The sequence below is a fragment of the Herbaspirillum sp. NPDC087042 genome (assembly GCF_044745245.1).
Taxonomy (GTDB): domain Bacteria; phylum Pseudomonadota; class Gammaproteobacteria; order Burkholderiales; family Burkholderiaceae_D; genus Herbaspirillum.
This window is the reverse complement of the sequence record NZ_JBIUZW010000004.1, coordinates 104,896-128,620: the sequence shown is the minus strand read 5'-3', so window position 1 is coordinate 128,620 and position 23,725 is coordinate 104,896. Positions and strand designations below refer to the sequence as shown.

The following is a 23,725-nucleotide window of genomic DNA, read 5'->3' as shown; positions in this document are numbered from 1 at the left end:
GGCGCCGACCATGAAAGCCATGATCTTCGCAGCCGGCCGTGGCGAACGCATGCGTCCGCTCACCGACACCTGCCCCAAGCCCCTGCTCAAGGTCCGCGGACGGCCACTGATCGTCTGGCAGATACTCTCGCTGGTGCGCGCCGGCATCACCGAGATCGTCATCAACCACGCCCACCTGGGCCAGATGATCGAAGACACGCTGGGTGACGGCAGCCGCTACGGCGCCAGCCTGCAGTATTCGGCCGAAGGAACGGCGCTGGAAACCGCCGGCGGCATCGCCCAGGCGCGCCACCTGCTGGGCGAGGACCCTTTCATCGCCCTCTCCGGCGACATCTGGTGCCCGCATTTCGACTATGCCGAATTGCTCACCGTGCTGGAGGATGAGGACCCGTGGGGCAATCCGCTGCCCGCGGACCAGCGCGACATGGCCTGGCTGTACCTGGTCAAGAATCCGCCCTTCCATCCCGAGGGTGACTTTGCGCTCAACAACTTCGCCATCGCCAACGAGGGTGAATCCAAGCTGACCTTCGCCAACATCGGGGTCTACCGCCCGCAGATGTTCGACGGCATCACGCCAGGCCAGCACGCCAAGCTCGGCCCGCTGCTGCGCGAGTATGCCGCGCGTGGCCAGGTCGGCGGCGATGTCTATCGTGGTGTGTGGCACAACGTCGGCACCATTGAACAACTGGAAGCCCTGAACCAGCCCACGCAAGGAACCCGCCCATGAGCTTCGACGCCACTCCTTTCGCCGCGCGCCGTGCGCGCCTGATCGCCAGCCTCCAGAAAGCCGGTGGCGGCGTGGCCATCATCCCGACCGCGCCCGAGGTGATGCGCAACCGCGATGCCGACTATCCGTATCGCCATGACAGCTACTTCTACTACCTGACCGGTTTCACCGAACCCGACGCGGTGCTGGTGCTGGTGGCCGGCAAGGAAAACCGCAGCATCCTGTTCTGCCGCGACAAGAACCTGGAGCGCGAGATCTGGGACGGTTACCGCCATGGCCCGCAGGCTGCCCAGCAGCTCTTCGCCCTGGACGCGGCCCATCCCGTCGAAGAACTCGACAAAAGCATGCCCGCCCTGCTCGCCGATGCCCCCGCCGTCTACTACGCGCTGGGCCAGGACGACAAGCGCGACGCCCAGCTGCAACGCTGGCTGCAAGGTGTGCGCGCACTCGCGCGCAGCGGCGTGGCTGCGCCCGGCGCGGTGGTCGATGTCAATGTGCTGTTGGACGACATGCGTCTGTTCAAGGATGGTGTTGAAATCGACCTGATGAAGCGCGCCGGCATCATCTCCGCCGAAGCCCATTGCCGCGCCATGCGCATCTGCCGCCCCGGCTTGCGCGAATACCATCTCGAAGCCGAACTGCTGCACGAATTCCGCCGCAACGGCTCGCAATATCCGGCCTACGGCTCCATCGTCGCCACCGGCGCCAACAGCTGCGTGCTGCACTACCGTGCCGGCGACGCCGAGATCAGGGACGGCGACCTGGTGCTGATCGATGCGGGCTGCGAACTGGACAGCTACGCCTCCGACATCACCCGCACCTTCCCGGCCAATGGCAGGTTCAGCGGCCCGCAGAAGGCACTCTATGAAATCGTGCTGGCCGCACAAAACGCCGCCATCGCCGAGACTGCCCCGGGCAAGCGCTTCATGGATGGCCACGACGCCGCCGTGCAGGTGCTGGCGCAGGGTATGCTGGACACCGGCCTGCTCGACGCCAACAAGGTCGGCTCGCTGCAGGACGTCATCGAGAAAGGCGACTATCGCCAGTTCTACATGCACCGCACCGGCCACTGGCTGGGCATGGACGTGCACGACGTGGGCGACTACCGCGACCCCGCCGATGCCCAGGGCAAGAAGCCCTGGCGCACGCTGCAGCCGGGCATGGTGCTGACCATCGAGCCGGGCATCTACGTGCGTCCGGCCGAAGGCGTGCCGGAGCAGTTCTGGAACATCGGCATCCGCATCGAGGACGATGCCCACGTCACCCCCTCCGGCTGCGAATTGCTGACCACCGGCGTGCCCAATACCGTGGACGGGATCGAAGCCCTGATGCGCCAGGCTTGATCGGGGCTCACCCTGCGCCGGATCAAGCCCGGCGCAGGGCGCTCCGTTACAATGAGGCCTTCCTGAATTTCCTGCCTAGCGCACCCCGGCATCATGCAATCCGTCGATTTCGACCTCATCATCTGTGGCGGTGGCCCCGTCGGCCAGAGTATCGCCATCCTGCTGGCGCAACGTGGACTGGATGCCGCGCGCATCGCGCTGGTCGACATGAAGACCCCCGAGGATGCCGCCGCCGATCCGCGCACCCTCGCCCTCTCCTACGGCAGCCGCCAGATCCTCGACGAACTGGGCGCCTGGAGCGCCATCGGCCCGACCGCCACTGCCATCGAACAGATCCATGTCTCGCGCCGCGGCCACTTCGGCCGCACGCTGCTGGACCGCCAGGACTACGAGCTGCCGGCGCTGGGCTATGTGGTCCGCTATGGCGAGGTCAACCGCGCCCTGTCCGCCCGCCTCAGCCCGCTCGGCCTGCACCTGCTGCAGCCGGCCCAGGCCCTGGCCATCGAGGAAAACGACACCGGTGTCACCGTCACCCTCAAGGATGGTCGAGAGCTGCACGCACCACTGGTGATCCAGGCCGAGGGCGGCGTCTTCGGCGAGCAGCAACAGAAAACCCTGCAGCGTGACTACCAGCAACTGGGCGTGATCGCCCATGTCCATGCCGACCAGGCGATTGCCCATCGCGCCTTCGAACGCTTCACCGATGAAGGACCGCTGGCCCTGCTGCCGCAGGACGACGGCTACGCGCTGGTCTGGTGCGTGCGTCCGGCCACTGGCGAACGACTGCTGGCACTGGACGATACGGCCTTCCTGGCGGCACTGCAGACCACCTTTGGCCAACGCGTGGGCCGCTTCACCCGCATCAGCCAGCGCCATGCCTTCCCGCTGGGTCTCAATGCCCGGCCCGGCCAGACACAGCGTGTGGTCGCCATCGGCAACGCCGCGCAGACCCTGCATCCGGTCGCCGGCCAGGGCCTGAACCTGGGCCTGCGCGACGCCCGCGTGCTGGCTGATGTGCTGGCGCGCGAACGTTCGCCGCAGGCACTGCAGGCCTTCGAGCGCCAGCGTGGTCAGGATCGTAGCCTGACCATCCGCCTGACCGACACGATGGCCCGCATCTTCGCCGGCTCACCCCAGGGCTCGCCGCTGCAGGCCGCGCTAGGCCTGTCGCTGGGCGCGATCGACCTGATCCCGGGCGCACGCGACCTGCTGGCCGAACACATGCTGTTCGGCCGTCGATAAGCCGCAACCGGGGTTGCGGCGGCATCGCGCGCACGGTCAGGAAATGAGACAATGCGCCATCGCGGCGCCCGCCGCTTCCCCACAGCCAGAACGCATTTGCCATGAAACAAGACCCGCGCTTCAAGAATCTCTTCATCCTCGATCACCCGCTGATCCAGCACAAGCTCTCGCACATGCGCGACAAGCGCACCTCCACCCGCACCTTCCGTGACCTGCTGCGCGAGATCACGCTGCTGATGGGCTACGAGATCACGCGCGACCTGCCGCTGACCACCGAGACCATCGAAACCCCGCTGGTGAGCTATGAAGCGCCGGTGATCGCCGGCAAGAAACTGGCCGTGGTGCCGGTGCTGCGCGCCGGTGTGGGCATGAGCGATGGCCTGCTGGAACTGATCCCCTCGGCACGCGTGGGCCATATTGGCGTCTATCGCGACGAGAACCACCTGCCGGTGGAATACCTGGTGCGCCTGCCCGACCTGCAGGACCGCATCATGATCCTGTGCGACCCGATGGTGGCCACCGGCAACTCGGCGGTCTACGCGGTGGATGCACTCAAGAAGCGCGGCGTGCCGGCGTCGCACATCATCTTCGTGGCCCTGGTGGCCGCACCGGAAGGCGTGCAGGTGTTTGCCGACGCCCATCCGGACGTCAAGCTCTACGTCGCCTCGCTGGATTCGCACCTGGACGGGGACGCCTATATCGTCCCGGGTCTGGGGGATGCGGGCGATCGCATCTTCGGTACCAAGTAAGTCCTTACGATGCGGGATTGCGCTCGTTGCGCAATCCCGGAATCAGCTGCCCGCGGTCATTGCCGTGTGCTGCGCGGCGAATCCGCGCTGGACACCGTATTGGGCGTATTTGGTGTATTGGGCGTATTTGGAACAGGCAGCGGTGTGACCGTGGCCGGCGCAGGAGCCGGCTCGCTGGCCTGCTTCTTGTCCACGATGATGGCCTCGCCCATCTTTACCGGCAACAGACTGGGATAGTCATAACCGTTGCCACGTACGTGATCGGTGACAGCACCTATCGCGCCACCGAACAGAAGATTGCCCCACATCGATCCCGCCGTGCGCGATACTGCCTTGAGCAGGCCGTCCGGTACGCCACCCCGCCTGCACACCACGTCGAGATCCTCATTGGACTTGCGCACCTGCACGTTGGCAGGCGTGAGCACCGCCCACGAACCCTTGTCATTGATCAGCGTGCAGGACGCCACCACCGGCTTGCCTTCATGCAGCGAGGTCAGCGCCACCACCTGGGTATCGCTTTGCGTAATGGTCGAACAGCCAGAGACCAGCACGGCGCATAGCACCGTCATCATCACCTTCATGGAATTTCCCACCCGTTATAAGAATTTTATGTGTGCCATCGTGTGGACGGCATGCCGGTACGCCTCCCCCTGAGGAGTCGCGACAATAGAAAACGGCTTGCGAATTGTACAAGATGTAAAGATCGCAAGCCGCTCAGGTGATGAGAATATTGAGGGTGTGCAGCCCAGGCTACGGAGGGACTTACTCCACTGCCTTGACCATGTCCTCGATGACCTTCTTGGCATCGCCGAAGACCATCATGGTCTTGTCCATGTAGAACAGTTCGTTGTCCAGGCCGGCGTAACCTGCGGCCATGGAGCGCTTGTTCACGATCACCGTCTTGGCCTTGTAGGCTTCCAGGATGGGCATGCCGGCGATGGGGGACTTGGGATCCTTGGCCGCCGGGTTGACCACGTCGTTGGCGCCCAGCACCAGCACCACGTCGGCCTGGGCGAACTCGCTGTTGATGTCTTCCATCTCGAAGACCTGGTCGTAGGGCACCTCGGCCTCGGCCAGCAGCACGTTCATGTGACCCGGCATGCGGCCGGCCACCGGGTGGATCGCGTACTTCACGGTCACGCCCTTGTGGGTCAGCTTCTCGGTCAGTTCCTTCAGGGCATGCTGGGCGCGCGCCACCGCCAGGCCATAGCCGGGCACGATGATGACGGTCTCGGCATTGCCCATCAGGAAGGCCGCGTCATCGGCCGACCCCGACTTGACGTTGCGCTGCTGCTGCGTGCCACCGCCCGCTGCAGCGGCCTCGCCGCCGAAGCCGCCCAGGATCACGTTGAAGAAGGAGCGGTTCATGGCCTTGCACATGATGTAGGACAGGATCGCGCCCGAGGAACCCACCAGCGAACCGGCGATGATCAGCATCGCGTTGTTGAGCGAGAAGCCGATGCCCGCCGCAGCCCAGCCGGAGTAGCTGTTCAGCATCGAGACCACCACCGGCATGTCGGCGCCGCCGATGGGGATGATGATGAGTACGCCCAGCGCGAAGGCGATCGCCGCCATGATGATGAAGGGCAGCCAGTTCTGCGTGAGCACGAAGATGATGCCGAAGCCGATCATGGCGATGGCCAGCAGGAGGTTCAGGAAGTGCTGGCCGGAGAAGTTGACCGGCGCGCCCTGGAACAGGCGGAACTTGTACTTGCCCGAGAGCTTGCCGAAGGCGATCACGGATCCCGAGAAAGTGATGGCGCCGACGAAGGTACCGATGAACAGTTCCACGCGATTGCCCACGGGGATCGCCTGGCCATGTCCGGAGATGCCCAGCGCCCACGGTTCGGCCACGGCGGCTACCGCAATGCAGACGGCAGCCAGACCGATGAGCGAGTGCATGGCCGCGACCAGCTCGGGCATCTTGGTCATCTCGACGCTACGCGCGAGGTAGGCGCCGATGCCGCCGCCGACCACAACACCGGCGGCCACCAGCAGGTAGCCGATGTCACCGGAGGAGTTGGTACCTTCACCCTTGAGCTTGACGATCAGGGCCAGCGTGGTCAGCACGGCGATGAGCATGCCGGCGATGCCGAAGCTGTTGCCGCGCCGTGCGGTGGCGGGATGGGACAGGCCCTTCAGGGCTTGGATGAAGAAGATCGATGCGATCAGGTACAACAGGGTCACCAGGTTCATGCTCATGCTTGCGCTCCCGACTTGGCCTTGGGCTCTTTCTTCTTGAACATTTCCAGCATGCGCTGGGTCACCATGAAGCCACCGAAGACGTTGACGGCGGCCAGCGCCACGGCCAGCGTGCCGGCGATGCGGCCGACCGTGCCCTCGGTGAGACCGGCGGCCAGCATGGCGCCGATGATGATGATGGCGGAGATGGCATTGGTCACGGCCATGAGCGGCGTGTGCAAGGCGGGGGTCACGGTCCAGACCACGTGGTAGCCGACGTAGATGGCCAGCACGAAGATGATCAGGTTGATGATGGTATGGCTGACTTCCATGTTGTTCCTCCTGTTATTGCACGACCCGCGCAGCGGGCCGTGTGGCTTGTGGGCCAGGGGTCAGATCGCTTTGAGGCTGGTGATACGGTTCTTGTCGTCAACGAAGACCACCTTGGGCTTGTAGGTGGCCACTTCCTCGTCGCTCATCGGCGCATAGGTGCAGATGATCAGCAGGTCGCCCAGGTGAGCCAGGCGGGCAGCCGCGCCATTGAGGGAGATCTCGCCGCTGCCGCGCTTGCCACGGATGGCATAGGTGGAGAAGCGTTCGCCGTTGTTGACGTTATAGAGTTCGATCTTCTCGAACTCGCGGATGTCGGCCGCTTCCAGCAGGTCTTCGTCGATTCCGCAGGAACCCTCGTAGTTCAGGTCGCACTGGGTGACCGAGGCGCGATGGATCTTCGCGCGCAGCATGATGCGTTGCATGTACTTCTTCCTTCTATGTTTCCAGGGTGTTGATGGGCGTTGAAATGCCCGGGTTTTCCTGCCGACGCCCGGGCCGGCAGATTCATTTGCGCAAGACCTCGCCGCCCTGGCAGAGCAGCGTGGCAGCGACGATATCGTCTTCCCGGTTGATCAGCAGCGTGCCCTCGGCATCGATGACCAGTTTCAGGAAGTCCAGCACGTTGCGTGCATACAGTGCCGACGCATCGGCTGCCACCAGGGCCGCCAGGTTGCCTTCGCCGATGATGTGCACGCCGTGTTTGATGATGGTCTTGCCAGGTTCGGACAAGGGGCAGTTGCCGCCCTGGTCGACCGCCATGTCCAGGATCACCGAGCCGGGCTTCATGGCCTTGACGGTGTCTTCGCTGATCAGGACCGGCGCCTTGCGGCCCGGGATCAGGGCGGTGGTGATGATGATGTCGGCCTGTTTGGCGCGCTCGTGCACCAGCTCGGCCTGGCGCTTCATCCAGTCCGGCGGCATCGGGCGGGCATAGCCGCCCACACCCTTGGCGATCTCTTTTTCTTCGTCCGTCAGGAAGGGCACGTCGAGGAATTTCGCGCCCAGCGATTCGATCTGCTCCTTGACTGCCGGACGCACGTCGGACGCCTCGATCACCGCACCCAGGCGCTTGGCCGTGGCGATGGCCTGCAGGCCGGCCACGCCGGCGCCCATGATCAGCATGCGCGCAGCCTTGACGGTGCCGGCGGCGGTCATCAACATGGGCATGAAGCGCTGATAAGTGTTGGCGGCCATCAGCACGGCCTTGTAGCCGGCGATGTTGGCCTGCGAAGACAGCACATCCATCGATTGTGCGCGGGTGGTGCGCGGCGCGGCTTCGAGGGCAAAGGCCGTGAGGCCGGCGGCGGCCATGGCGGCGATGTTGTCGGCGTCGAAGGGGTTCAACATGCCGATGACGACGGTGCCCGGCTTGATGCGGGCGCGCTCGGCTTCGTTGGGGGCGCGTACCTTGAGGAGGATTTCGGCGGTAAAGACGGCTTCGGCACTACCGATGCTGGCACCGACGGCGATATAGGCCTCGTCCGGAATACTGGACTTCACCCCCGCGCCCGACTCCACCATCACTTCGTGTTTGGCCGCCACCAGCTTCTTGACCGTTTCCGGGGTGACTGCGACACGCGTTTCTCCATCCCGGCTTTCGGCGGGAATCCCTATCCTCATTCCAAGCTCCTTTTTTGTTGATTCTTACCCCAATCTTACACGACTGCCCCTGCTCTCCCGGAAATTTACCAGGCCATGGGGAAACCGTGCGCAATCCACACACTACGGGGCTTTGCGCTGAAGAGTCGGCGCCGACAGGGTAGAATGCCGGATTCACGAGGTAATCAATGTCTGAAGTCTGGAAACCCTCTGTCACGGTGGCGGCCATCATCGAGCGCCAGAGCCGCTTCCTGATGGTCGAGGAGCACAGCGGCGACGGCATTCGCATCAACCAGCCGGCCGGTCACCTGGAAGCGGGCGAATCGCTGCTCGATGCCGTGGTGCGCGAGGCGCTGGAAGAATCGGCGCATGTCTTCACGCCCACCGCGCTGGTGGGGACCTACCTGTCGCGCAATGTGTCGTCCTCGCGCGGCGGCCTGTCGGTGACCTATCTGCGCTTCGCCTTTGCCGGCAGCGTCGGCGCACCACTGGAGCGGGCCCTGGACGAAGGCATCCTGCGCACCCTCTGGATGACACGCGACGAACTGGCGGCCTGCGCCGATCGCCATCGCAGCCCGCTGGTGCTGCGTTGCGTGGACGATTACCTGCGCGGCCAGCGCGCGCCACTGGAACTGGTGCACGCAGACCCCAGCGCCATCGGGGCATTGCCGCAGCAGTGAGCGAGCCCAGGCCGGCGCATTACCGCATTCAACGGATACAAGCATGAGCAAGAAAAGAGTAGTCATCGGCATGTCAGGCGGCGTAGATTCGTCGGTCTCGGCATGGCTGCTGAAAGAACAGGGCTATGAAGTCATCGGCCTGTTCATGAAGAACTGGGAAGATGACGACGATTCGGAATACTGTTCCACGCGCGAAGACTGGATCGACGCCGTGAGCGTGGCCGACGTGGTCGGAGTCGATATCGAAGCGGTCAACTTCGCCTCTGAATACAAGGACCGCGTCTTCGCCGAGTTCCTGCGCGAATACCAGGCCGGCCGTACGCCCAATCCGGACGTGCTGTGCAATGCCGAGATCAAGTTCAAGGCCTTCCTCGACCACGCCATGAAGCTGGGCGCCGACTTCATCGCCACCGGCCACTATGCGCGCGTGCGCCAGGGTCCGCAGGGCGATTTCCAGCTGCTCAAGGCACTGGACGCCAGCAAGGACCAGAGCTATTTCCTGCACCGACTGAACCAGGAACAGCTCTCGCGCACCGTCTTCCCCCTGGGCGAGATCCACAAGACCGAGGTGCGCCGGATCGCCGAACAACTGCAGCTGCCCAATGCGAAGAAGAAGGATTCGACCGGCATCTGCTTCATCGGCGAGCGTCCCTTCCGTGAATTCCTGAACCGCTACCTGTCCTACAAGCCGGGCCCGATCAAGACCGCCGACGGCCAGACCGTGGGCGAACACGTCGGCCTGTCCTTCTATACCCTGGGCCAGCGCAAGGGCATCGGCATCGGCGGCCTGAAGGCACACCAGAATGCCGACGGCCACGGCGACGCCTGGTACGTGGCACGCAAGGACGTGCAGGACAATACCCTCTACATCGTGCAGGGCCATGATCATCCCTGGCTGCTCTCGCCCACCCTCTCGGCCGGGCAGATCAGCTGGGTGGCCGGGCACGTGCCGCAACAGGCCGCCCTGTCGGCCAAGACCCGCTATCGCCAGGCCGACGTGCCCTGCAGCTTCAGCGACGGCGGCCAGTCCTTTGCCCTGGCCTTCGATACGCCGCAATGGGCGGTCACGCCCGGCCAGTCGGCAGTACTTTATGACGGCGATGTCTGCCTGGGAGGCGGCATCATCGAGACCGGTGCCTTGCCCGACTGACAATTTCAGAAAAGAAATATTTGAGCGCCCCGCCAGCGATTTCGCCGCGGGGCGTTTTCTTTTCGGCAACCATCTCCGGCAGTTTGCGCTCAGGATGTTTCAAACCCGCATCCAGATGATAAAAATTATCAATCACAGCGATAAAAGGGCTTGCAATCCCTCCCCAAATGGCAAATAATCTAAATAAGAATTGTTCGCATTTATTAGGAGGTGTTATGAGCCAACTGAACGACCAAAGCATGGAACGTCGCAACAAGCCCAGCACAACCGCCAACGGCACGCCGATCGCCCGTATCAAGAGTACGGATCTGTTCCGCCAGATGCGAGAACTGGAGATCGACCACGGAGGCCGCATCTACAAGCTGCGATTGACCCAGTTGAACAAGCTGATCCTGACGGCGTAAGCCGTCCGGTTTCGGACCAAGGTGGATAAACAGGCCAGCCAGCGTTGATCAATCGGACGCATCGCCAGCCAAGCTAGCCTAGCGAGGAGAGTTTGATGGTTACCGACAAGATGACATCCACATTCGTGGAACCCAACAGCGCCCCGGCCCAACCTGAACTTCTGGTTTCCGCCGTACTGCATTTGATGTCGCACTACACCGCCAACAACAGCCAGGAAACGCAGAGCTGCGTGAAACTGGCCTCGGTCATCGAGAGACACCTGAAGGCCCTGGCGGACCTGCCCAATCTGGCGCCGGTATTGCGGGCAACCTGCCAGCAACTCTCGGAACAGTGGGGTAACGTGGTAGAGCGCACCATGCCGCAGCCGGAAAAATTCAATTTCTTCTCGCGCATCGTGGCAGGCGCGAGATCCGCATAGGGCCTGCTCAAGCAGGCAGCAAGGCGTAAAATGATCGTTTGTGTTTGCAATAACATTTCCGAAGGCAAGATCCACCAGGCAGTCGATGCTGGCATGACCTCCATGGCCGAGTTGCGCAAGCAGCTCGGCGTTGGTACTTGCTGCGGCAAATGCCATTCTTGCGCCAAGCATGTCCTGCGTGAATGCCTCAGCAATAGCCGTCAAACACAACAAAACGTGCGTCCGGTGGTGTTCCACCCTGCCCTGGCAGCCGCATAACCAAGATCAATGAACGCCATTTCTTCCCCCCTCATGACTGACCGCCAACCCAGCGCGCTGATGCGCCAGGCACGCAAGATTGGCCCGCTGGGCCTGATCATCCTGCTCCACCTCGCCTTTTTCTGGGCCCTGCAAAGCGGCCTTATCCACCAGGTCGCCAGCGCCGTTCCCAAGGAAGTGATCGCTACCTTCATCGTTCCCGAGAAGGCGCCCGAGCCGGCCCCGCCCAAGGCACAACCGACTCCGCCCAAGGAAGTGAAGATCGTCAAGAAGGCGGTCACGCCGCCCAAGCCCATCCCGGTGACCGAGACCCCGGCCCCGACCGCCATTACCGCCCCGCCGCAGCCGCCACAACCTGCCGCACCGGCACCGCAGGTGGCCGCCGAGCCTACGCCGGCCCCGGCAGCGCCCCCGGGTCCGGTACTGCCCAAGCAGATCACCTCCGGTATCGAATACATCGAAAAACCCAACCCGATCTATCCCAGCGTCTCGCGCCGCATGGGCGAGGAAGGCGTGGTCGAATTCCGCGTGACCGTCAATACCAGCGGCCGCGCCGAGAAGGTCGAGATCATCAAGTCGTCCGGTTACTCGCGACTGGATGATGCGGTGCGCACCGCCGTCATGCGCGCCATCTTCAAACCCTACATCGACAACGGCCGTGCCATCACCATCAGCACGGTCGGCAGCCTGGCATTCCGGCTGAACTGAACCCGCATTACGTTTCATCATCCCCTCATCGACAGAAATAGAAGGAAACATCATGGAAGTTAGTCCGTACGGATTGGAAAGCCTCTGGGCACAAGGCGATTTCGTCACCAAGGGCGTTGCCGTCCTGTTGCTGGCCATGTCGATCGCATCCTGGTATGTGATCATCACCAAGGCCTTCCAGCTGCTGCGTTTCCGCAAGTCCTCGGAAGCCGCTGGTCGCCAGTTCTGGGATACCACCAGCCTGCCCGAAGGCGTAGCCACGCTGGGCCAGGACAATCCCTTCTCCGACGTGGCCCGCGCCGGCGTCACCGCGATGAGCCACCACACCGCTCACAAGGGTCACCTGCATGACCAGCTGTCGGTGAGCGACTGGGTCACCCTGTCGCTGCGCCAGGCCATCGACGAAGCCTCGGCCAAGCTGCAGACCGGCATGGCCGTGCTGGCCTCGGTGGGCTCCACGGCACCGTTCGTGGGCCTGTTCGGCACCGTCTGGGGCATCTATCACGCGCTGGTCGCCATCGGCTCCAGCGGCCAGGCCAGCATCGACAAGGTTGCCGGCCCCGTGGGCGAAGCCCTGATCATGACCGCCCTGGGCCTGGCCGTGGCCATCCCCGCCACCTTCGGCTACAACGCCCTGGTACGCGGCAACAAGACCACCATCGCCAAGCTCAACAAGTTCGGCTTCGACCTGCACGCCCTGTTCGTCACCGGCGCCCGCGCTGCCACCGAAGATGGCGAGAAGAATGGCAACAAGGCCAAGCTGACCGCCGTCGGGAGAGCATGATGGCAATGGGTTCCCTGTCCGATTCGGACGACGACTTCAACCCCGAGATCAACACCACGCCCCTGGTGGACGTGATGCTGGTGCTGCTGATCATCTTCATCATCACCATCCCGGTGATGAACCATGCCGTCAAGATCGACCTGCCCAAGGCCAGCAGCCAGCCTGACCAGGTCAAGCCGGAAAGCATCAACCTGTCCATCGATGCGGCCGGTGACGTGTTCTGGAACGAAGACAAGATCGACAGCAACGAACTGAGCCTGCGTATTGCTGCCGCGGCCCAGAAGCAGCCGCAACCGGAGCTGCATCTGCGTGCGGCCCGCACCACCCAGTATGAAAAGGTGGCGCAGGTGATGTCGGCCGCCCAGTCGGGTGGCCTGGCCAAGATCGGCTTCGTCACCGATCCCGAGAAAAAGTAGTCGGCAGTACCAGCCACCCGGCTGTCACGAAAACCTCCCTCGCCCCGGCGACGGAGGTTTTTTTTGTTTTCTTCACATGGAGAACAACCAAGGTAAGAATGATTACCGATAATTAATAATGAAGAATGAAAACGCCTAGGCTATGATCCGACCGTCCGCGGTCCGGCAGCTATCCGTCACCCATAACTAACGCGGTTTCTTTCTTCCATATTTTTTGAGAGGTGTCCCCCATGAAAGGCGATCCCGCAGTCATCAAGTTGCTCAACGCACAACTGACCAACGAACTCACGGCCATCAACCAGTATTTCCTGCATGCCCGCATGTACAAGCACTGGGGCCTGGACAAGATCGGCGCCAAGGAATACGCCGAATCGATCGGCGAGATGAAGCATGCCGACAAGCTGATCGACCGCATCCTGATGCTGGACGGTCTGCCCAATCTGCAGGCGCTGCACAAGCTGATGATCGGTGAAAACACCAAGGAAATGATCGAGTGCGACCTGAAGCTGGAACAGGCCGCCCACAAGACCGTCAAGGAAGGCATCGCCACCTGCGAACAGCATGGCGACTATGTCTCCCGCGACCTGTTCCTGATGATCCTGGACGATACCGAAGAGCACATCGACTGGCTGGAAACGCAGCTGGACCTGATCGACAAGGTCGGTATCCAGAATTACCTGCAGAGCCAGATGTCGCCCGCCGAGGAATAAACCCGGCCGCGATCGGCAAATAAAAAGCGCGCTCCACAAGAGCGCGCTTTTTTCATTGCGACCGGCAAGCCGTTACCTTCAGATATGCGGCACGGTATCCTTGAAGGAAACCCGTTCGGAGACCTTGTCGAACAGGCGTGCCAGCTCCGGGTAATCCTCGCGCCAGGCCAGGTCGGGGAAGCGGAACGCCAGCCAGCCCAGCGCACAGCATACCGCCACGTCGGCCAGGGTGTAGTGATTGCCGACGCAGAAGGGCTTTTCTCCCAGGCCCTCGGCCATCGCCTTCAGGGATGCCTCGACCTTGCTCCACTGGCGCTTGATCCATTCCGGGCTCTGCTGCTTGGTCGGGCGCAGGGTCTTTTCCAGGCGCACCAGCACGGCCGCATCCAGCATGCCATCGGCCAGGGCTTCCCAGCACTTGATCTCGGCGCGCTCGCGGCCATTGGGCGGCAACAGCTTGCCCACCGGGGTGAGGGTATCCAGGTATTCGACGATCACCCGCGAATCGAACATGGCACCGCCATCATCCATCAGCAGGCACGGCACCTTGCCCAGCGGATTGCTTTGCTGGATGGTGGTCGATGCGCTCCAGACATCTTCCAGGATGAATTCGTAATCGATCTTTTTTTCGGCCATCACGACGCGCACCTTGCGCACGAAGGGACTGGCATTGGAGCCGATGAGTTTTAGCATAGCGTTTGGAAGTTTTATCTGATTTGATTATAACATTCGCATTTCCTGACAAATTCCAGAACGGATATTCATGGAACGGAAAGCAACAGACGGGAAAACTGGGCTGGCCGGCCCGCCAATGGTAAAATGCCGGCCTCAGGCGATTCGGGTTTTGGTGCAATGCTACCGAAAACTCGCCAATCTTCAGTCAACGCATCTCATCCGTTTCCATCATGTCCCTCTCTGCTCTCTCGGCCCTGTCCCCGCTGGACGGCCGCTACGCCTCCAAGACCGATAAACTGCGTCCGCTGCTGTCTGAAGCGGGCTTCATGCACCATCGCGTGAAGGTCGAGATTGCCTGGCTGCAAGCCCTGTCCGAAGCCGGCTTTGCCGAGATCAAGCCGTTCTCGGCCAATGCCCGCGCACTGCTCGACAAGCTGGCCGCCGAGTTCACCGAGGCCGATGCCGCCCGCATCAAGGAAATCGAAGCCGTTACCAACCACGACGTCAAGGCCGTGGAATACTGGCTCAAGGAACAGGTCAAGGACGTGCCGGAACTGGTGGCTGCCTCCGAATTCATCCACTTCGCCTGCACCTCCGAAGACATCAACAACACCTCCCACGGCATGATGCTGAAGGCCGCGCGCGACACCGTGCTGCTGCCCTCGCTGCAAGGCCTGATCACCAAGCTGACCGAACTGGCCCACGAACACGCTGCCGTGCCGATGCTCTCGCGCACCCACGGCCAGCCGGCCAGCCCGACCACCCTGGGCAAGGAAGTGGCCAACGTCGTGGCGCGTCTGCAACGCGCTGCCAAGCGCATCGCCGCCGTCGAGATCCTGGGCAAGATGAATGGCGCCGTGGGCAACTACAACGCCCACCTGTCGGCCTATCCGCAGACCGACTGGGCGGCCTTCTCCAAGCAGGTCGTGGAACAGCGCCTGGGCCTGGTCTTCAATCCCTACACCATCCAGATCGAACCGCACGACTACATGGCCGAGCTCTTCGATGCCGTGGCGCGTGCCAACACCATCCTGCTGGACCTGAACCGCGATATCTGGGGCTACATCTCCCTGGGCTATTTCAAGCAACGCACCAAGGCGGGCGAAATCGGTTCCTCGACCATGCCGCACAAGGTCAACCCGATCGATTTCGAGAACTCCGAAGGCAACCTGGGCATGGCCAACGCCGTGTTGAAGCACCTGGCCGAAAAGCTGCCCGTGTCGCGCTGGCAGCGTGACCTGACTGACTCCACCGTGCTGCGCAACATCGGCGTGGGCTTCGGTTACACCCTGCTGGCCTATGACAGCTGCCTGCGCGGCCTGAACAAGCTGGAAGTGAACCCGCAACGCCTGGCCGACGACCTCGACGCCACCTGGGAAGTGCTGGCCGAGCCGGTGCAGACCGTGATGCGCCGCTATGGCATCGAGAATCCGTACGAGCAGCTGAAGGAACTGACCCGCGGCAAGGGCATTTCCAAGGAGGCCCTGCGTGACTTCATCAACGGCCTGGCCATCCCGCAAGAAGCCCGTGACCACCTGCTGGCCATGACCCCCGCCAACTACATCGGCACCGCCGTGGAACTGGCCAAGCAGATCTGAGCTACACACCGGTCCTGATCAGGACTGACGCCGCCCCCGGGCGGACATGCAATGGCGCACAGCAATGTGCGCCATTTTTCTTTGCCCCGACGCCAAGTGATTACTCGCAAAAGCGGACGGCTGAACTCCCAATCAAACAAGTAATACGGACGTCCAAAGCTCTTTATACTCATCATTTTGAAAAGAGTGGCATGATGCGATGCACCATGATTCATCCTCCACGATGACCATGATGCCCGGCTGCCCGCCCGTACTGCAGAACCAATGCAGAGCCAGCCGCTCCAAACGCCACCCACCCTACGCCTCGATATGGAACGCTATACCAAACCCGCCGTCCTGCTGCACTGGCTGATCGCCCTCTTGATCATCTCGGCCTTTGGCCTGGGCCTGACCATGGTCAATATCCCCGGTCTGACGCCGACCAAGCTGAAGTATTTCTCCTGGCACAAATGGTTGGGCGTGACCGTGCTGGCCCTGGCCTGCCTGCGCCTGCTCTGGCGCCTGACGCACAAGGCGCCGGCCTATCCGGCGCACATGCCGCAATGGCAACAATCTGCCGCCCACTGGCTGCACCTGGGCCTGTATGCCCTGATGTTCGCCATTCCCGTCTCGGGCTATTTCTACAGCCTCTCGGCGGGCGTGCCGGTGGTCTACCTGGGCGTGCTGCCGCTGCCGGTGCTGATGGCCCCCAATCCGGAACTCAAGCCCCTGCTCAAGGAGCTGCACTACCTGCTCAACATGACCATGCTGGCGGCCTTCGTGCTGCATGTCCTGGCCGCACTCAAGCACCAATTCATCGATCGTGACAATATCTTGCGGCGCATGCTGCCCTGAGCAGCAGGCCGATTTCTTCACAGTGCTCGTTTTTCAACGGAACCCGATATGACCCTCAAGCGCTTCATCAAACCAACCCTGCTGGCGCTGGCCGCCGCTTCCCTGGCTGCCGCCGCCCACGCTGCCCCGCTCAAGGTGGATGCCGCCAAGAGCAGCGTCGGCGCCACCTTCAAGCAACTCAACGTGCCGGTGGACGCCAAGTTCAAGAAATTCACCGCCACCATCGACTTCGATGCCGCCAAGCCGGCCGAGGGCAAAGCCAGCGTGGACATCGACATCACCAGCTTCGATCTGGGTGAAGCCGAGTACAACAAGGAAGTGCTGAAGAAGGAATGGTTCAACGCCGCCCAGTTCCCCAAGGCCAGCTTCGTGGCCAGCAGCATCAAGCCGGCGGCCGGTGGCAAGTTCGATGTCAGCGGCAAGCTGACCATCAAGGGCAAGAGCACCGATGTCAGCTTCCCGCTGACCGTGAAGAAGGACGGTGCGACCCAGGTCTTTGACGGCGTGCTGCCCATCAAGCGCCTGACCTACAACATCGGCGAAGGTGAATGGAAAGACACCGGCATGGTGGCTGATGAAGTCTCCATCAAGTTCCACATCGTTGCCCAGTAATTCCCGCAAGACATAAAACAGTTTTTCCGCGCCAGAACGTCCCGCCGCCAGGCGGGCTTTCCCAGCGTTTTTCTCACCTCAAGGAAATGAATCACATGAAACTGAACCACCTCCTGCTCGCCCTGGTTGCCGCTGGCACCGCTGCATCCGCCACCGCTGCCGACAACTACACCATCGATCCCAACCACACCTATCCCAGCTTCGAAGCTGACCACATGGGCGTGTCGGTGTGGCGTGGCAAGTTCACCAAGAGCAGCGGCACCGTGACCCTGGATCGCGCCGCCAAGACCGGTACCGTCGACATCGTGGTGGACGCCTCCTCGATCGACTTCGGCATGGGCAAGATGAACGACCACGCCAAGAGCGCCGAGATGTTCGACGTCGCCAAGTACCCGACCGCCGAATACAAGGGCACGGCCATCAAGTTCAACGGCGACAAGCCGGCCTCCGTGGAAGGCACCCTGACCCTGCACGGCGTGACCAAGCCGGTGACCCTGACCATCAACAAGTTCACTTGCATCCAGCACCCGATGCTCAAGCGTGAAGTCTGCGGCGCCGATGCCTCGGCCACCTTCAACCGCGCCGACTTCGGTGTCGACTACGGTGCCAAGTACGGTTTCAACACCGAGACCAAGCTGGCCATCCAGGTCGAAGCCATCAAGACCAACTGATCCGCCTGTCAGGGGTCAGCCTGTGGGCCGGCCCCGGGCAATCCGGGAGAGCCGATGCGATAATGCATCGGCTTTTTTTGTTTGCGCGCCTTGCTTGCGATCATGGAGAAATCCCTCCGTAAGCCGCACAATGGCTCGCATTCGCCGTTTTGCTGCCCTGCAAAACTTTTAAAAACGCGCTAATCTAGCGCCGTTCCCCAAGGAGCAAGTAGCATGTCGTTAGCAGACCTACGTAAAGACTACAGCCGCGCCAGTTTGTCCGAACTCGATGCCGCCGCCGATCCGATCGACCAGTTTGCCCTCTGGTTCGACGAGGCGAGCAAGGCACAGATTCCTGAGCCCAACGCCATGAGCGTGGCCACGGTCGGACGCGATGGACGACCATCCTCGCGCATCGTGCTGATCAAGCAATTCGACCAGCAAGGCTTTACGTGGTTTACCAATTACGACAGCCGCAAGGGCGTCGACGTGATCGACAATCCCTATGTCGCCCTGCTGTTCCACTGGGTCGAACTTGAACGCCAGGTTCGCATCGAAGGAAAGATCGAGCGCGTCAGCCAGGAAGAAAGTGACGCCTACTTCTACAGTCGCCCGCTGGCCAGCCAGCTGGGAGCGATTGCATCGCACCAGAGCCAGTCCGTGGCCGACCGCGAGACGCTTGAACGGCAGTACGAAACAACCAAGCAGCAATTCGGGGAGCATCCTTCCCGTCCCGCGCACTGGGGCGGCTATCGTGTCATTCCCGAACGCATTGAATTCTGGCAAGGCCGCCCCTCTCGCATGCACGACCGCGTGCTCTACACACGCGACGGCAACGGGCAATGGCAGCGACTGCGCCTGCAGCCCTGACGACACTTCAACGCCTGGCAGGGCTGTTAAGCATTCACGTCACTAACGCGGAGGAAAATCGTGTTTTGGGAAAAGAAGCTTGACGCCTGGGTAGAAAACATTCGCAACGTATCGGCCCTGCCACTGCGGCTGGTACTGTGGAACGGACAGCAATACGACTTCAGCACGGGCACGCCCGAGGTCACCCTGAAGGTCCCCCACGTATCAGCCATCACCTCACTGCTGTCACCCTCCCTGGCCAATCTCGGCGAAGCCTATGTCGAAGGCAAGATCGAGGTCGAAGGCAAGGTCAAGAACATCATCAGCGTGGCCAATGCGCTGGCCGCCAACACCCTCAAGGCCGAGGGCCGGCTGGGGCGCATGGTGCGCAGCGTGACCCACTCCAAGAAGCGCGACGCCGAAGCCATCCAGTACCACTACGACGTCTCCAACGACTTCTACAAGCTGTTCCTGGATGAGAACATGGTCTATTCCTGCGCCTACTTCGAGAACGGCGATGAAGACCTCGCCACGGCGCAGATCAAGAAGATCGACCACATCCTGGAGAAGATCCAGCTCAAGCCGGGCCAGACCCTGCTCGATATCGGCTGTGGCTGGGGTGCGCTGGTCCTGCGCGCAGCCCAGAAGTACGGTGCGCGCTGCGTCGGCGTGACACTCTCCAAGAACCAGTATGCCCTGGCGCGCGAGCGGGTCGAGCGCGCTGGCCTGTCGGACCGCATCGAGATCCGCCTGCAGGACTATCGCGACGTGACTGGCACCTTCGACCGCATCACCAGCGTAGGCATGTTCGAGCACGTCGGCATCAAGAACCTGCCGGCTTACTTCCGCCAGATCCATGCCCTGCTGGCCGACGGCGGCATGGCGATGAATCACGGCATCACCTCCACCGACATCGACAACGGCGAGTCACCCTACGGCGCGGGGGAATTCATCGACAAGTACGTGTTCCCGGCCGGTGAACTTCCGCATATCAGCACCGTGCTCAAGACCATGCAGGAAGGCGGCCTGGAAGCCTTCGACGTCGAGAACCTGCGGCGTCACTATGCCCGCACGTGCGGCATCTGGGCCGACAATTTCGAAGCCAATGCCGATGCCATCCACGGCGTGACCGACGAAAAGCACTACCGCATCTGGCGTGTCTACCTGGCCGGCAGCGCCTATGGTTTCGAGCGCGACTGGATCTCGCTGTATCAGGTGGTCTGCACCAAGGCTGCCAGCAGCGCGCAGACGCTGCCGTGGTCACGTAACTACATCTATCACCACTAGACCTGCGCCACGCCACAAAAAAAACGGGCATGCCATGGCATGCCCGTTTTTTTTGCGTGCCGCACTTACTCCGGCTTGCTCTTCTCGGCGAACACCTCGCGGAACTTGGCCAGCTTGGGCGCGACCACGAAGGCGCAGTAGCCCTGGAAGGGATGCTGCTGGAAATAGTTTTGATGATAATCCTCGGCCTTGTAGTAAGGCGCAGGCGCCGCCAGTTCGGTGACGATGGGCGCATCCCATACCAGCGCCATCTCGGCGATGACGTGCCTGGCCATATCGTGCTGGGCCTCGTCCTGGTAGTAGATGACGGAACGGTATTGCGTGCCGACGTCATTGCCCTGACGATTCAGCGTGGTGGGATCGTGGATGGTGAAGAAGATCTCCAGGATCTCGCGATAACTGATCAGCTGGGAATCGAACGCCAGCTTGACCACCTCGGCATGCCCGGTCTGGCCCGTGCACACCTGCTCATAGCTGGGATCGACAACGCTGCCACCGGTGTAGCCGGATTCCACCGACTCCACACCCCGGACCTGCTGGTACACCGCTTCCAGGCACCAGAAGCAGCCGCCGCCCAGGACTGCAATTTCCTTGGCCATGATGATCTCCCGTTTCGAGTTGCTCTGGGTGAAACTCTAACCCAAAACGCCAGGCTACGTGCGGCCTATCTGGCCGCTGGCGTTCGCCACCCCAGCGGCAAGAGTCAGCGGTATCCGTTATCATGTGCATATTCATACGTCGGCCCGTCATCAATGCAATGTGATGGCGCGACGTGCCCACAGCCATCCCAGATTTCCGATGAACACACGTTTTCCGCGCACCGAGACGCGTCAGTTCGACGCCGCGCATTTCCGCCAGGCCCTGTCCCAGTTTGCCACCGGTGTCACCGTCATCACCACGCGGCTGGCCGATGGCACGCTCCTGGGATTGACGGCCAGCTCCTTCAACTCGGTCTCGCTGGATCCGCCGCTGGTGCTGTGGAGCCTGGGGACCAAGGCCAACAGCATGCCGGTCTTCTCGGGCAATTCGCATTACGTCATCAATATCCTCAGTGCCGACCAGGCCCACCTGGCGCAGCAGTTCGCCAGCAAGATGGAGAACCGCTTCGAGGGTGTCGCCTATTCGTTTTCGCGCACCGGCCAGCCGGTGCTCGACGGCGTATCGGCCTGGTTCGAATGCCATAACCGCAGCCAGTATCCGGAAGGCGATCACGTCATCTTCGTCGGCGAGGTCGAGCATTGCGAGGTCGATCCGCAAGCCGCGCTGGTGTTCCACAACGGCCGTTTCACCAAGACCGATACGTTCTGAAAGCGGCCCGCTCCCAAAACAAAAAAGCGCCCGATCGGGCGCTTTTTTTTCTGCGACGAGGCTGCTTAGAACTTGTAGCCCACCGACAGGAAGCTCACGATCGGGTTGATCGTCAGGCTGGTGCTGGAGTGGGTGGTGCCACCGGCAGCTGCAGGCAGGTTGGTGGTGATGTCGGCATTGGTCTTGATCGACACATAGGAGACCGACAGCGACACCGACCAGTTCTTGTCGAAGTTGTAGGTCGCACCCAGGTTCAGCACCGGTGCCCAGGACGAGCTCAGGTTGGCGCTGGAGCTGGCGGTGGTCACTGCACCACCGGTGTACTTGCTGGAGAGGGCTTGCTGGAAGCCGCTGTTGAGCTGGATGCTGTCATACCAGACATAGCTCACACCAGCGCCCACGAAGGGACGGAACTTGCTGTTGGCATCGCCGAAATACCACTTGGCCACGATGGCCGGGCTCCATTGCTTGGCGCTACCGATCTGGCCGACGCCGGCAATGGTACCCGTGCCATTCAGGTTGAAGGTAGGCGGAATGCCCAGGTCAGTGGTCAGTGCGAAGTTGTCGGTGAAGAAGTGCGTGAACGCCACACCCAGGGTATCGGCGTTGGAGATGGTCGAACCCGAACCCGCGATCGGACCCGCACCCACACCGTCATTCTTGGTCAGGACATCGCTGGAATCCTGCGGTGCCAGGTGGAACCAGCCGACGTTGACGATATTGCTGCCAGCGCTTTGCGCCATGGCCGGGGCAGCGAAGGCTGCCATCACGGACAGTGCGGCGATTTTGGGCAAGAAGGAAATTTGTTTCTGCATTGCTGTCTCCAAGAGTTGCGGGCTGTGCCCGGATTTTTATTCCCGACGCTGGCGTGTGACGGGATCTATCTTCACGGCTGGTTACCGTTTTTCATTTTTTAACGTAACTGAGCTTAACCAAAAGTCCGCCCCGATTTACGCTGGCGAAACAAAAAGAACGCGCGTGCTATTCGGTGGGGATACTATGCCAGCTTTGTCACAGTTTGTATAGAAGTTGTGAAGAGCACGATCGTGCTTGTCTTCTTTTGACAACCGCGTACTGACCGCAAAGTCAGTACGGGCCTGGCGACATCAATCTGTGGGAAGGGAAAGGGGCGATCCGGGAACGGATCGCCAGAGGATGTCCGGATCAGCTCAGGCTGGACAGCAAACCTTGCGAGTCGAAGGCAGCTCGGCGCAGGCGGTCATTGACGCCCTGCCACTCCCCCGACACCGGCAATGCTTCCACGACGATGATGTCGACGCCGGCATGATCCATGTCACGCAGCGCGGCATAGAGATCATGGGCATAGGCATCGGCCGCCTCGGGCATGGGTCGCGTCACGGCGACGACGTGGGATGTCTGCAGGCGGCAGATCAGGGCCACCTTCTTGCCAGCTGCGGCCAGCTTCTCCAGCACCTGCGGGAGCGCATCCGGGCCAACCTGCACCACCGGCGTGTTCGGCGCATAGTGCGCGTCGAGCGTACCGGAAGCACGCGGCGCGGAGGCATCGGGGCTGGACAGGGGCACACCCAGCACCGCCGCAATACGGTCGGCGCTGATCTGGCCGGGACGCAGCAGCACCGGCCCATGTGTATCGATGCGGGAGAGATCGACGATGGTCGATTCGATGCCCACTTCGCTCTGGCCACCGTCGAGCACGTAATCGACCAGGCTGTCGGCATCGCTGCCGAATTCCTCGCGCACATGCTCGGCCGTGGTCGGACTGACGTGGCCGAACTTGTTGGCCGAGGGACCGGCGATGCCGCCCTTGCCGCCACGGAATTCACGCAACAGGGCTTGCGCCACCGGGTGCGAAGGACAACGCAGCCCCACCGAATCCTGGCCACCGGCCACGGCATCGGGAATGTGCGCGGCGCGCTTGAGGATCAGGGTCAACGGCCCCGGCCAGAAGGAGGCGATCAGGCGACGCGCTTGCACCGGCACCGACGCCGCCCAATAACCGATATCGGCCTCAGGCGACACATGCACGATCACAGGGTGATTGGCCGGACGTCCCTTGGCCGCATAGATGGCGGCAATCGCGGCCGGGTTCTCGGCATCGCCACCGAGGCCGTAGACGGTCTCGGTGGGAAACGCCACCAGGCCGCCCTGCTCCAGCTTGCGGGCGGCATGCATGATGGCCGCGGCATCGATATGCATTGCGGAGGAAGTGCTCTTCTCGTTCATCGCC

General features: G+C 62.1%; 29 protein-coding genes. 20 read left to right on the top strand and 9 right to left on the bottom strand.

Annotation, left to right across the window (positions count from 1 at the left end; all coding sequences use genetic code 11):
* The first annotated feature begins 10 nt into the window (after positions 1–10).
* The 4 genes from murU (at position 11) to upp (ending at position 4,061) form a co-directional block, all read left to right on the top strand.
* Positions 11–727 carry an N-acetylmuramate alpha-1-phosphate uridylyltransferase MurU gene (murU, locus tag ACIPHN_RS07775; RefSeq protein ID WP_400434913.1) on the top strand — a complete coding sequence of 239 codons (717 nt, stop codon included), beginning with the start codon at positions 11–13 and terminating at the stop codon, positions 725–727.
* Positions 724–2,070 (top strand): aminopeptidase P N-terminal domain-containing protein, encoded by a 1,347-nt coding sequence (locus ACIPHN_RS07770; RefSeq protein WP_400434911.1) that lies wholly within the window; start codon positions 724–726, stop codon positions 2,068–2,070. The genes murU and ACIPHN_RS07770 overlap by 4 nt, the downstream gene beginning before the upstream one ends.
* A 93-nt stretch (positions 2,071–2,163) precedes the next feature.
* Complete coding sequence (locus ACIPHN_RS07765; RefSeq protein WP_400434909.1) at positions 2,164–3,312, top strand: FAD-dependent monooxygenase; 1,149 nt, start codon at positions 2,164–2,166, stop codon at positions 3,310–3,312.
* Positions 3,313–3,413: 101 nt separating this feature from the next.
* The gene (gene upp / locus ACIPHN_RS07760; protein WP_400434907.1) at positions 3,414–4,061 is read left to right on the top strand and encodes a uracil phosphoribosyltransferase; all 648 of its coding nucleotides are present in this window, start codon (positions 3,414–3,416) and stop codon (positions 4,059–4,061) included.
* A 56-nt stretch (positions 4,062–4,117) separates the two neighbouring features.
* Here the strand turns inward: upp and ACIPHN_RS07755 are convergent, their stop codons facing one another.
* The 5 genes from ACIPHN_RS07755 to ACIPHN_RS07735 all read right to left on the bottom strand — a co-directional run bounded on the left by ACIPHN_RS07755 (position 4,118) and on the right by ACIPHN_RS07735 (position 8,195).
* Positions 4,118–4,642 (bottom strand): hypothetical protein, encoded by a 525-nt coding sequence (locus ACIPHN_RS07755; protein WP_400434905.1) that lies wholly within the window; start codon positions 4,640–4,642, stop codon positions 4,118–4,120.
* Positions 4,643–4,823: 181 nt separating this feature from the next.
* Complete coding sequence (locus ACIPHN_RS07750; protein WP_400434903.1) at positions 4,824–6,263, bottom strand: NAD(P)(+) transhydrogenase (Re/Si-specific) subunit beta; 1,440 nt, start codon at positions 6,261–6,263, stop codon at positions 4,824–4,826.
* A complete protein-coding gene (locus tag ACIPHN_RS07745) occupies positions 6,260–6,574 on the bottom strand; it encodes an NAD(P) transhydrogenase subunit alpha (protein ID WP_198982939.1) in 315 nt (104 codons plus the stop codon). The genes ACIPHN_RS07750 and ACIPHN_RS07745 overlap by 4 nt, the downstream gene beginning before the upstream one ends.
* A gap of 60 nt (positions 6,575–6,634) precedes the next feature.
* Positions 6,635–6,997: an aspartate 1-decarboxylase gene (panD, locus tag ACIPHN_RS07740; RefSeq protein ID WP_006461708.1), complete on the bottom strand. Its 363-nt coding sequence runs from the start codon at positions 6,995–6,997 to the stop codon at positions 6,635–6,637.
* 82 nt (positions 6,998–7,079) lie between these two features.
* The gene (locus tag ACIPHN_RS07735) at positions 7,080–8,195 is read right to left on the bottom strand and encodes a Re/Si-specific NAD(P)(+) transhydrogenase subunit alpha (protein WP_400434901.1); all 1,116 of its coding nucleotides are present in this window, start codon (positions 8,193–8,195) and stop codon (positions 7,080–7,082) included.
* A gap of 167 nt (positions 8,196–8,362) precedes the next feature.
* On the opposite strand from ACIPHN_RS07735, the gene ACIPHN_RS07730 reads away from it, so the two are divergent.
* The 9 genes from ACIPHN_RS07730 (at position 8,363) to bfr (ending at position 13,703) form a co-directional block, all read left to right on the top strand.
* A complete protein-coding gene (locus ACIPHN_RS07730) occupies positions 8,363–8,854 on the top strand; it encodes an NUDIX hydrolase (protein ID WP_400434899.1) in 492 nt (163 codons plus the stop codon).
* A 43-nt stretch (positions 8,855–8,897) separates the two neighbouring features.
* Positions 8,898–10,004 carry a tRNA 2-thiouridine(34) synthase MnmA gene (gene mnmA, locus ACIPHN_RS07725; protein ID WP_400434897.1) on the top strand — a complete coding sequence of 369 codons (1,107 nt, stop codon included), beginning with the start codon at positions 8,898–8,900 and terminating at the stop codon, positions 10,002–10,004.
* A 215-nt stretch (positions 10,005–10,219) separates the two neighbouring features.
* Positions 10,220–10,408 carry a hemin uptake protein HemP gene (hemP, locus tag ACIPHN_RS07720; RefSeq protein WP_198982943.1) on the top strand — a complete coding sequence of 63 codons (189 nt, stop codon included), beginning with the start codon at positions 10,220–10,222 and terminating at the stop codon, positions 10,406–10,408.
* Positions 10,409–10,503: 95 nt separating this feature from the next.
* On the top strand, positions 10,504–10,827 hold the full coding sequence (locus tag ACIPHN_RS07715) for a hypothetical protein (protein ID WP_400434894.1): 324 nt from the start codon (positions 10,504–10,506) through the stop codon (positions 10,825–10,827).
* Positions 10,828–10,857: 30 nt separating this feature from the next.
* Positions 10,858–11,085: a bacterioferritin-associated ferredoxin gene (locus tag ACIPHN_RS07710; protein ID WP_198982945.1), complete on the top strand. Its 228-nt coding sequence runs from the start codon at positions 10,858–10,860 to the stop codon at positions 11,083–11,085.
* A 9-nt stretch (positions 11,086–11,094) separates the two neighbouring features.
* Positions 11,095–11,793 carry an energy transducer TonB gene (locus tag ACIPHN_RS07705; RefSeq protein ID WP_400434892.1) on the top strand — a complete coding sequence of 233 codons (699 nt, stop codon included), beginning with the start codon at positions 11,095–11,097 and terminating at the stop codon, positions 11,791–11,793.
* Positions 11,794–11,845: 52 nt separating this feature from the next.
* On the top strand, positions 11,846–12,577 hold the full coding sequence (locus ACIPHN_RS07700) for a MotA/TolQ/ExbB proton channel family protein (protein ID WP_400434890.1): 732 nt from the start codon (positions 11,846–11,848) through the stop codon (positions 12,575–12,577).
* Positions 12,577–12,993, top strand: coding sequence for an ExbD/TolR family protein (locus ACIPHN_RS07695; RefSeq protein WP_400434888.1), 417 nt, complete (start codon positions 12,577–12,579; stop codon positions 12,991–12,993). The genes ACIPHN_RS07700 and ACIPHN_RS07695 overlap by 1 nt, the downstream gene beginning before the upstream one ends.
* 230 nt (positions 12,994–13,223) lie before the next feature.
* Entirely contained in the window at positions 13,224–13,703 is a 480-nt protein-coding gene (gene bfr / locus ACIPHN_RS07690; protein ID WP_198982949.1) for a bacterioferritin, read from the top strand.
* Positions 13,704–13,781: 78 nt separating this feature from the next.
* Here the strand turns inward: bfr and ACIPHN_RS07685 are convergent, their stop codons facing one another.
* On the bottom strand, positions 13,782–14,396 hold the full coding sequence (locus tag ACIPHN_RS07685; protein WP_400434885.1) for a glutathione S-transferase family protein: 615 nt from the start codon (positions 14,394–14,396) through the stop codon (positions 13,782–13,784).
* Between the two features lie 212 nt (positions 14,397–14,608).
* Between ACIPHN_RS07685 and purB the strand changes: the two genes are divergently transcribed.
* The 6 genes from purB to ACIPHN_RS07655 all read left to right on the top strand — a co-directional run bounded on the left by purB (position 14,609) and on the right by ACIPHN_RS07655 (position 20,208).
* The gene (purB, locus tag ACIPHN_RS07680; RefSeq protein ID WP_400434884.1) at positions 14,609–15,976 is read left to right on the top strand and encodes an adenylosuccinate lyase; all 1,368 of its coding nucleotides are present in this window, start codon (positions 14,609–14,611) and stop codon (positions 15,974–15,976) included.
* Between the two features lie 309 nt (positions 15,977–16,285).
* Positions 16,286–16,810: a cytochrome b gene (locus ACIPHN_RS07675; RefSeq protein WP_400434882.1), complete on the top strand. Its 525-nt coding sequence runs from the start codon at positions 16,286–16,288 to the stop codon at positions 16,808–16,810.
* Between the two features lie 48 nt (positions 16,811–16,858).
* Positions 16,859–17,422 carry a YceI family protein gene (locus tag ACIPHN_RS07670; RefSeq protein WP_400434880.1) on the top strand — a complete coding sequence of 188 codons (564 nt, stop codon included), beginning with the start codon at positions 16,859–16,861 and terminating at the stop codon, positions 17,420–17,422.
* Positions 17,423–17,517: 95 nt separating this feature from the next.
* Positions 17,518–18,093, top strand: coding sequence for a YceI family protein (locus ACIPHN_RS07665; protein ID WP_400434878.1), 576 nt, complete (start codon positions 17,518–17,520; stop codon positions 18,091–18,093).
* A gap of 213 nt (positions 18,094–18,306) precedes the next feature.
* A complete protein-coding gene (gene pdxH / locus ACIPHN_RS07660) occupies positions 18,307–18,942 on the top strand; it encodes a pyridoxamine 5'-phosphate oxidase (RefSeq protein ID WP_400434876.1) in 636 nt (211 codons plus the stop codon).
* Between the two features lie 60 nt (positions 18,943–19,002).
* The gene (locus ACIPHN_RS07655) at positions 19,003–20,208 is read left to right on the top strand and encodes a class I SAM-dependent methyltransferase (protein WP_400434874.1); all 1,206 of its coding nucleotides are present in this window, start codon (positions 19,003–19,005) and stop codon (positions 20,206–20,208) included.
* Between the two features lie 65 nt (positions 20,209–20,273).
* On the opposite strand, the gene msrA is transcribed toward ACIPHN_RS07655, so the two are convergent.
* A complete protein-coding gene (gene msrA, locus ACIPHN_RS07650; RefSeq protein ID WP_400434872.1) occupies positions 20,274–20,807 on the bottom strand; it encodes a peptide-methionine (S)-S-oxide reductase MsrA in 534 nt (177 codons plus the stop codon).
* A gap of 199 nt (positions 20,808–21,006) precedes the next feature.
* On the opposite strand from msrA, the gene ACIPHN_RS07645 reads away from it, so the two are divergent.
* Positions 21,007–21,516, top strand: coding sequence for a flavin reductase family protein (locus tag ACIPHN_RS07645; protein WP_400434870.1), 510 nt, complete (start codon positions 21,007–21,009; stop codon positions 21,514–21,516).
* A gap of 65 nt (positions 21,517–21,581) precedes the next feature.
* Here the strand turns inward: ACIPHN_RS07645 and ACIPHN_RS07640 are convergent, their stop codons facing one another.
* On the bottom strand, positions 21,582–22,331 hold the full coding sequence (locus ACIPHN_RS07640; protein WP_400434868.1) for an OmpW family protein: 750 nt from the start codon (positions 22,329–22,331) through the stop codon (positions 21,582–21,584).
* 349 nt (positions 22,332–22,680) lie between these two features.
* The gene (locus tag ACIPHN_RS07635; RefSeq protein ID WP_400434866.1) at positions 22,681–23,721 is read right to left on the bottom strand and encodes an L-threonylcarbamoyladenylate synthase; all 1,041 of its coding nucleotides are present in this window, start codon (positions 23,719–23,721) and stop codon (positions 22,681–22,683) included.
* Between the last annotated feature and the right edge of the window lie 4 nt (positions 23,722–23,725).

Bases quoted from the DNA above. Each gene is read 5' to 3' on its own strand.
- murU (WP_400434913.1), top strand. From the start codon at position 11: ATGAAAGCCATGATCTTCGCAGCCGGCCGTGGCGAACGCATGCGTCCG.
- ACIPHN_RS07770 (WP_400434911.1), top strand. From the start codon at position 724: ATGAGCTTCGACGCCACTCCTTTCGCCGCGCGCCGTGCGCGCCTGATC.
- ACIPHN_RS07765 (WP_400434909.1), top strand. From the start codon at position 2,164: ATGCAATCCGTCGATTTCGACCTCATCATCTGTGGCGGTGGCCCCGTC.
- upp (WP_400434907.1), top strand. From the start codon at position 3,414: ATGAAACAAGACCCGCGCTTCAAGAATCTCTTCATCCTCGATCACCCG.
- ACIPHN_RS07755 (WP_400434905.1), bottom strand. From the start codon at position 4,642: ATGAAGGTGATGATGACGGTGCTATGCGCCGTGCTGGTCTCTGGCTGT.
- ACIPHN_RS07750 (WP_400434903.1), bottom strand. From the start codon at position 6,263: ATGAGCATGAACCTGGTGACCCTGTTGTACCTGATCGCATCGATCTTC.
- ACIPHN_RS07745 (WP_198982939.1), bottom strand. From the start codon at position 6,574: ATGGAAGTCAGCCATACCATCATCAACCTGATCATCTTCGTGCTGGCC.
- panD (WP_006461708.1), bottom strand. From the start codon at position 6,997: ATGCAACGCATCATGCTGCGCGCGAAGATCCATCGCGCCTCGGTCACC.
- ACIPHN_RS07735 (WP_400434901.1), bottom strand. From the start codon at position 8,195: ATGAGGATAGGGATTCCCGCCGAAAGCCGGGATGGAGAAACGCGTGTC.
- ACIPHN_RS07730 (WP_400434899.1), top strand. From the start codon at position 8,363: ATGTCTGAAGTCTGGAAACCCTCTGTCACGGTGGCGGCCATCATCGAG.
- mnmA (WP_400434897.1), top strand. From the start codon at position 8,898: ATGAGCAAGAAAAGAGTAGTCATCGGCATGTCAGGCGGCGTAGATTCG.
- hemP (WP_198982943.1), top strand. From the start codon at position 10,220: ATGAGCCAACTGAACGACCAAAGCATGGAACGTCGCAACAAGCCCAGC.
- ACIPHN_RS07715 (WP_400434894.1), top strand. From the start codon at position 10,504: ATGGTTACCGACAAGATGACATCCACATTCGTGGAACCCAACAGCGCC.
- ACIPHN_RS07710 (WP_198982945.1), top strand. From the start codon at position 10,858: ATGATCGTTTGTGTTTGCAATAACATTTCCGAAGGCAAGATCCACCAG.
- ACIPHN_RS07705 (WP_400434892.1), top strand. From the start codon at position 11,095: ATGAACGCCATTTCTTCCCCCCTCATGACTGACCGCCAACCCAGCGCG.
- ACIPHN_RS07700 (WP_400434890.1), top strand. From the start codon at position 11,846: ATGGAAGTTAGTCCGTACGGATTGGAAAGCCTCTGGGCACAAGGCGAT.
- ACIPHN_RS07695 (WP_400434888.1), top strand. From the start codon at position 12,577: ATGGCAATGGGTTCCCTGTCCGATTCGGACGACGACTTCAACCCCGAG.
- bfr (WP_198982949.1), top strand. From the start codon at position 13,224: ATGAAAGGCGATCCCGCAGTCATCAAGTTGCTCAACGCACAACTGACC.
- ACIPHN_RS07685 (WP_400434885.1), bottom strand. From the start codon at position 14,396: ATGCTAAAACTCATCGGCTCCAATGCCAGTCCCTTCGTGCGCAAGGTG.
- purB (WP_400434884.1), top strand. From the start codon at position 14,609: ATGTCCCTCTCTGCTCTCTCGGCCCTGTCCCCGCTGGACGGCCGCTAC.
- ACIPHN_RS07675 (WP_400434882.1), top strand. From the start codon at position 16,286: ATGGAACGCTATACCAAACCCGCCGTCCTGCTGCACTGGCTGATCGCC.
- ACIPHN_RS07670 (WP_400434880.1), top strand. From the start codon at position 16,859: ATGACCCTCAAGCGCTTCATCAAACCAACCCTGCTGGCGCTGGCCGCC.
- ACIPHN_RS07665 (WP_400434878.1), top strand. From the start codon at position 17,518: ATGAAACTGAACCACCTCCTGCTCGCCCTGGTTGCCGCTGGCACCGCT.
- pdxH (WP_400434876.1), top strand. From the start codon at position 18,307: ATGTCGTTAGCAGACCTACGTAAAGACTACAGCCGCGCCAGTTTGTCC.
- msrA (WP_400434872.1), bottom strand. From the start codon at position 20,807: ATGGCCAAGGAAATTGCAGTCCTGGGCGGCGGCTGCTTCTGGTGCCTG.
- ACIPHN_RS07645 (WP_400434870.1), top strand. From the start codon at position 21,007: ATGAACACACGTTTTCCGCGCACCGAGACGCGTCAGTTCGACGCCGCG.
- ACIPHN_RS07640 (WP_400434868.1), bottom strand. From the start codon at position 22,331: ATGCAGAAACAAATTTCCTTCTTGCCCAAAATCGCCGCACTGTCCGTG.
- ACIPHN_RS07635 (WP_400434866.1), bottom strand. From the start codon at position 23,721: ATGAACGAGAAGAGCACTTCCTCCGCAATGCATATCGATGCCGCGGCC.